Raw genomic sequence first — 5,127 nt, forward strand, 5'->3', positions numbered from 1 at the left:
CATGCTCGGGCGTCCTGCCTGGGATCCGGTGCGGCTTGCTGGAGCGATCCTGCATCCCAAACTCACCCTCTTCCCGGTAGCGGCCTGCCCATTTCCGGGCAGTGATCGGGGAGACCATGAACATCTTGGGGTCGTTTGCGGGAGGGGGCGGAATCCTACGCTAAGGCTTTGGCCAGCGATATTCTCCGGTGAGATTGATGTGTTCCCATCCGAGCGGCGAAACATGGGCCAAGAGATCGGGCGATAGCAGCTTTCCATCGCGTTTCTGGTTTGCAACGACCTCGCCGAGCTTCATGGTGTTCCAGAAGATGATGATGGCGGCGAGCAGATTCATGCCGGCGATGCGGTAATGCTGGCCTTCGGCGGAACGGTCGCGGATTTCACCGCGGCGGTGGAAGCTGATTGCCCGCTTCAGCGCATGATGAGCTTCGCCTTTGTTGAGCCCGATCTGGGCACGCCGTTGGAGTTCGGCATCCAGAATCCAGTCGATCATGAACAGGGTGCGCTCGACGCGACCGACTTCCCGCAGGGCTGTCGCGAGCTCGTTCTGCCGCGGATAGGAGGCGAGTTTCCGCAGAATCTGGCTTGGCGCGACGGTCCCGGCAGCAATGGTGGCGGCGATGCGCAGGATGTCGGGCCAATTGCGCTCGATCATGGCTTGGTTGACCTTTCCGCCGATCAACGCTCGCAGGTGCGCCGGGGCGGCCGACGGATTGAACGCGTAGAGCCGTTTGGATGGCAGGTCGCGGATGCGCGGAGCGAACCGGTAGCCGAGAATGGCACATGCGGCAAAGACGTGATCGGTGAAGCCGCCCGTGTCGGTGAACTGCTCGCGGATATGGCGTCCAGCATCGTTCATCAGCAGGCCATCGAGGATGTAAGGCGCTTCGCTTGCCGTTGCAGGAATCACCTGGGTTGCGAACGGCGCATATTGGTCGGAGACGTGGCTATAGGCTTTCAGGCCCGGGGTATTGCCATATTTCGCGTTGACCAGGTTCATGGCCTCACCTTGCTCTGTAGCGACGAAGAACTGTCCGTCGCTCGAAGCCGACGTGCCCATGCCCCAGAACCGGGCCATGGGTAACGCTGCCTGTGCCTCGACCACCATGGCCAGCGCCCGGTCATAGGCTTCGCCCTCGACATGCCACCGTCCAATGCGGATCAATTCCCAGAAGGTGTGGGTGTTTGTCGCATCCGCCATTTTGCGCAAGCCGAGGTTGATCCCTTCCGCCAAGATAACGTTCATTAGCCCGATCCGGTCAGCGCAGGGTGCTCCTGTGCGCAGATGGGTGAACGCTTCGGTGAAGCCGGTCGCCGCATCCACCTCCAGCAGGAGATCGGTGATGCGCGTGGGCGGGATCTGCTTGTAGAGATCGAGCACCAGATCTTCGGCGCCTGTCGGCGCGGCGGCTTCGAGTTTCTCGATATGCAGAACGCCGTTTTCAATCGACCCGCCCGGGATCGTGCCTGCGCGAGCGGCACGGCCAAGCTCGCGCAACCGCATGTCGAGGCGAGCTTGCCGGTCTGCCAGCCATTCCTCCGGCCGCAATGGCACAGCGAGACGACCGCCTTCCGCGATGGATTGTGCCGGAACGAGTGCGTGTTTCAGATCGCCATAGCGCCGGGACCTAGTAAGCCAGACATCTCCGGAGCGGAACGCATGGCCTTGTCGCAAATTCTTCAGGTTAACTCGATGTTGACCATGGGGAGAGAAGTTGCCGCTCCTGATATTGCGGAGCGAGCCGATGATTTTGAATACCATTGCCGAAAAGCTGAAGCGCCAGTCGAAGGATGATTTCAAGGGCAGGCATTTCGAGGCCTGGCTGATTGTACAGGCGGTTGCCTGGTACTTGCGCTACCCGCTCAGCTATCGTGACTTGGAAGAGATGTTTCGCGAGCGGGGCTTCGAGGTCGATCATAGCACGATCAACCGCTGGGTATTGGCTTATGCACCTGTCATCGAGAAACGGCTGCGGCAGTTTCGTCGACCCCATTGCGGCTCGGTCCGGATTGATGAGACCTATGTCAAGATCCGCGGCAAATGGCGCTATCTGTACCGAGCCATCGATAAGCATGGCAATCCGGTGGATTTCCTGCTGACCGCTAAGCGCGATCTCGACGCTGCCAAGCGGTTCTTCCGAAAGATGCTTAAAGATGAACCCTTGTTGTCGCCGAACAGGATTGGGACGGACGGGGCCAACACCTTCCCGTCAACGATCAAAACGTCGGTTGATGATGGGCTTCTCCATCCCGATCCCGTGCATTATGTGACCAAACATCTCCAGCAGGGGATTGAGAGCGACCATTTCCGGGTGAAGAAGAACATGCCGAAGATCGGCGGTTTCCAATCCTTTAACACGGCGCGGCGAACCATCGCGGGTTTCGAGGCGATGCTGTGGCTGCGGAAGGGCTTTGGCTTTTCAGGCGGCTGGACCGTCAATGACCAGAATGATTTGCTTGCGCGCCTCTTCGGACTGCAAAAGGTTAACAAAGCATGAAAATACCGGCCTTGGCTGGGTGATAGCTGCCTCCAAAAGTGTTTGCGACACGCCCGGAACAATTCAGCCACTGCACCCATGTTCCGAGTTGGTGTGGTTTGCGGATCGTATGCCGGCATCTCGTTGCGCAAGATCTGCACCCAATCGGCAGGCACGGGCGGCGATCTCCAATCTGCGGGATCAGTCAGATCACCCGAGTGCGTGGGCATGACAATCGTGCCCTGGGGACCAACACAATCCAGAAGGGCCTGAATCACTGCGACCGGCCCTCCCGCGACCCAGCCGAGCGAGCTTAGCGAACTGTGGACGAGAACTGTGCCACCAAGCGTAAGGCCGTTCTCTCGCATTTGCCTTGCTAGGCTCGCGCGAGTTGCTGGCTGAGGCGTTCTCGAAATCAGCTCTTGTTCGGTCGGCATCTACTCTATTCCTTTGCCCTCGGACGAGTGCTGGGGCGTCGGTTTCCACTATCGGCGAGTACTTCTACACAGCCATCGGTCCAGACGGCCGCGCTTCTGCGGGCGATTTGTGTACGCCCGACAGTCCCGGCTCCGGATCGGACGATTGCGTCGCATCGACCCTGCGCCCAAGCTGCATCATCGAAATTGCCGTCAACCAAGCTCTGATAGAGTTGGTCAAGACCAATGCGGAGCATATACGCCCGGAGCCGCGGCGATCCTGCAAGCTCCGGATGCCTCCGCTCGAAGTAGCGCGTCTGCTGCTCCATACAAGCCAACCACGGCCTCCAGAAGAAGATGTTGGCGACCTCGTATTGGGAATCCCCGAACATCGCCTCGCTCCAGTCAATGACCGCTGTTATGCGGCCATTGTCCGTCAGGACATTGTTGGAGCCGAAATCCGCGTGCACGAGGTGCCGGACTTCGGGGCAGTCCTCGGCCCAAAGCATCAGCTCATCGAGAGCCTGCGCGACGGACGCACTGACGGTGTCGTCCATCACAGTTTGCCAGTGATACACATGGGGATCAGCAATCGCGCATATGAAATCACGCCATGTAGTGTATTGACCGATTCCTTGCGGTCCGAATGGGCCGAACCCGCTCGTCTGGCTAAGATCGGCCGCAGCGATCGCATCCATGGCCTCCGCGACCGGCTGCAGAACAGCGGGCAGTTCGGTTTCAGGCAGGTCTTGCAACGTGACACCCTGTGCACGGCGGGAGATGCAATAGGTCAGGCTCTCGCTGAATTCCCCAATGTCAAGCACTTCCGGAATCGGGAGCGCGGCCGATGCAAAGTGCCGATAAACATAACGATCTTTGTAGAAACCATCGGCGCAGCTATTTACCCGCAGGACATATCCACGCCCTCCTACATCGAAGCTGAAAGCACGAGATTCTTCGCCCTCCGAGAGCTGCATCAGGTCGGAGACGCTGTCGAACTTTTCGATCAGAAACTTCTCGACAGACGTCGCGGTGAGTTCAGGCTTTTTCATATCTCATTGCCCCCGGACGAGTGTCTGCTCCGCCATTCGCCGTCCGCCGTGCCAATCGGATCAGCCGTCCAAATGCGGGATTTTCGTTAGTCGGAGGCCAAACGGCATTGAGCGTCAGCATATCATCAGCGAGCTGAAGAAAGACAATCCCCGATCCGCTCCACGTGTTGCCCCAGCAATCAGCGCGACCTTGCCCCTCCAACGTCATCTCGTTCTCCGCTCATGAGCTCAGCCAATCGACTGGCGAGCGGCATCGCATTCTTCGCATCCCGCCTCTGGCGGATGCAGGAAGATCAACGGATCTCGGCCCAGTTGACCCAGGGCTGTCGCCACAATGTCGCGGGAGCGGATCAACCGAGCAAAGGCATGACCGACTGGACCTTCCTTCTGAAGGCTCTTCTCCTTGAGCCACCTGTCCGCCAAGGCAAAGCGCTCACAGCAGTGGTCATTCTCGAGATAATCGACGCGTACCAACTTGCCATCCTGAAGAATGGTGCAGTGTCTCGGCACCCCATAGGGAACCTTTGCCATCAACTCGGCAAGATGCAGCGTCGTGTTGGCATCGTGTCCCACGCCGAGGAGAAGTACCTGCCCATCGAGTTCATGGACACGGGCGACCGGGCTTGCAGGCGAGTGAGGTGGCAGGGGCAATGGATCAGAGATGATCTGCTCTGCCTGTGGCCCCGCTGCCGCAAAGGCAAATGGATGGGCGCTGCGCTTTACATTTGGCAGGCGCCAGAATGTGTCAGAGACAACTCCAAGGTCCGGTGTAACGGGCGACGTGGCAGGATCGAACGGCTCGTCGTCCAGACCTGACCACGAGGGCATGACGAGCGTCCCTCCCGGACCCAGCGCAGCACGCAGGGCCTCGATCAGTCCAAGTGGCCCATCTTCGAGGGGCCGGACGCTACGGAAGGAGCTGTGGACCAGCAGCACACCGCCGGGGGTAACCCCAAGGTTGAGAAGCTGACCGATGAGCTCGGCTTTTCGCCATTCGTATTGCACGACATTGCACTCCACCGCTGATGACATCAGTCGATCATAGCACGATCAACGGCACTGTTGCAAATAGTCGGTGGTGATAAACTTATCATCCCCTTTTGCTGATGGAGCTGCACATGAACCCATTCAAAGGCCGGCATTTTCAGCGTGACATCATTCTGTGGGCCGTACGCTGGTACT

At 59.0% G+C, this 5,127-nt stretch carries 3 protein-coding genes and 3 pseudogenes; 1 reads left to right on the plus strand and 5 read right to left on the minus strand.

All coding sequences use genetic code 11. The features are described from left to right. Positions 1-127, minus strand: a pseudogene (locus L6990_RS11595) (leucine zipper domain-containing protein); the annotation flags it as partial. A gap of 33 nt (positions 128-160) precedes the next feature. Continuing rightward, a pseudogene (locus L6990_RS11600) lies at positions 161-1,660 on the minus strand (Tn3 family transposase); the annotation flags it as partial. Positions 1,661-1,745: 85 nt separating this feature from the next. Between L6990_RS11600 and L6990_RS11605 the strand changes: the two are divergent. Next, positions 1,746-2,498: an IS6 family transposase gene (locus tag L6990_RS11605; protein ID WP_000602738.1), complete on the plus strand. Its 753-nt coding sequence runs from the start codon at positions 1,746-1,748 to the stop codon at positions 2,496-2,498. 62 nt (positions 2,499-2,560) lie between these two features. Here L6990_RS11605 and L6990_RS12035 read toward each other — a convergent pair. From L6990_RS12035 to aac(3)-IVa, 3 genes and pseudogenes are all read right to left on the minus strand, one after another. Beyond that, positions 2,561-2,914, minus strand: a pseudogene (locus L6990_RS12035) (AAC(3) family N-acetyltransferase); the annotation flags it as partial. Between the two features lie 5 nt (positions 2,915-2,919). Next, a complete protein-coding gene (gene aph(4)-Ia / locus L6990_RS11610; RefSeq protein ID WP_000742814.1) occupies positions 2,920-3,945 on the minus strand; it encodes an aminoglycoside O-phosphotransferase APH(4)-Ia in 1,026 nt (341 codons plus the stop codon). Between the two features lie 228 nt (positions 3,946-4,173). Next, positions 4,174-4,950 carry an aminoglycoside N-acetyltransferase AAC(3)-IVa gene (gene aac(3)-IVa / locus L6990_RS11615; protein WP_001199192.1) on the minus strand — a complete coding sequence of 259 codons (777 nt, stop codon included), beginning with the start codon at positions 4,948-4,950 and terminating at the stop codon, positions 4,174-4,176. Positions 4,951-5,127 lie beyond the last annotated feature (177 nt).

It is taken from the genome of Rothia endophytica (genome assembly GCF_928381505.1).
GTDB classification, from domain to species: domain Bacteria; phylum Actinomycetota; class Actinomycetes; order Actinomycetales; family Micrococcaceae; genus Rothia; species Rothia endophytica_A.

Bases quoted from the DNA above. Each gene is read 5' to 3' on its own strand.
- L6990_RS11605 (WP_000602738.1), top strand. From the start codon at position 1,746: ATGATTTTGAATACCATTGCCGAAAAGCTGAAGCGCCAGTCGAAGGAT.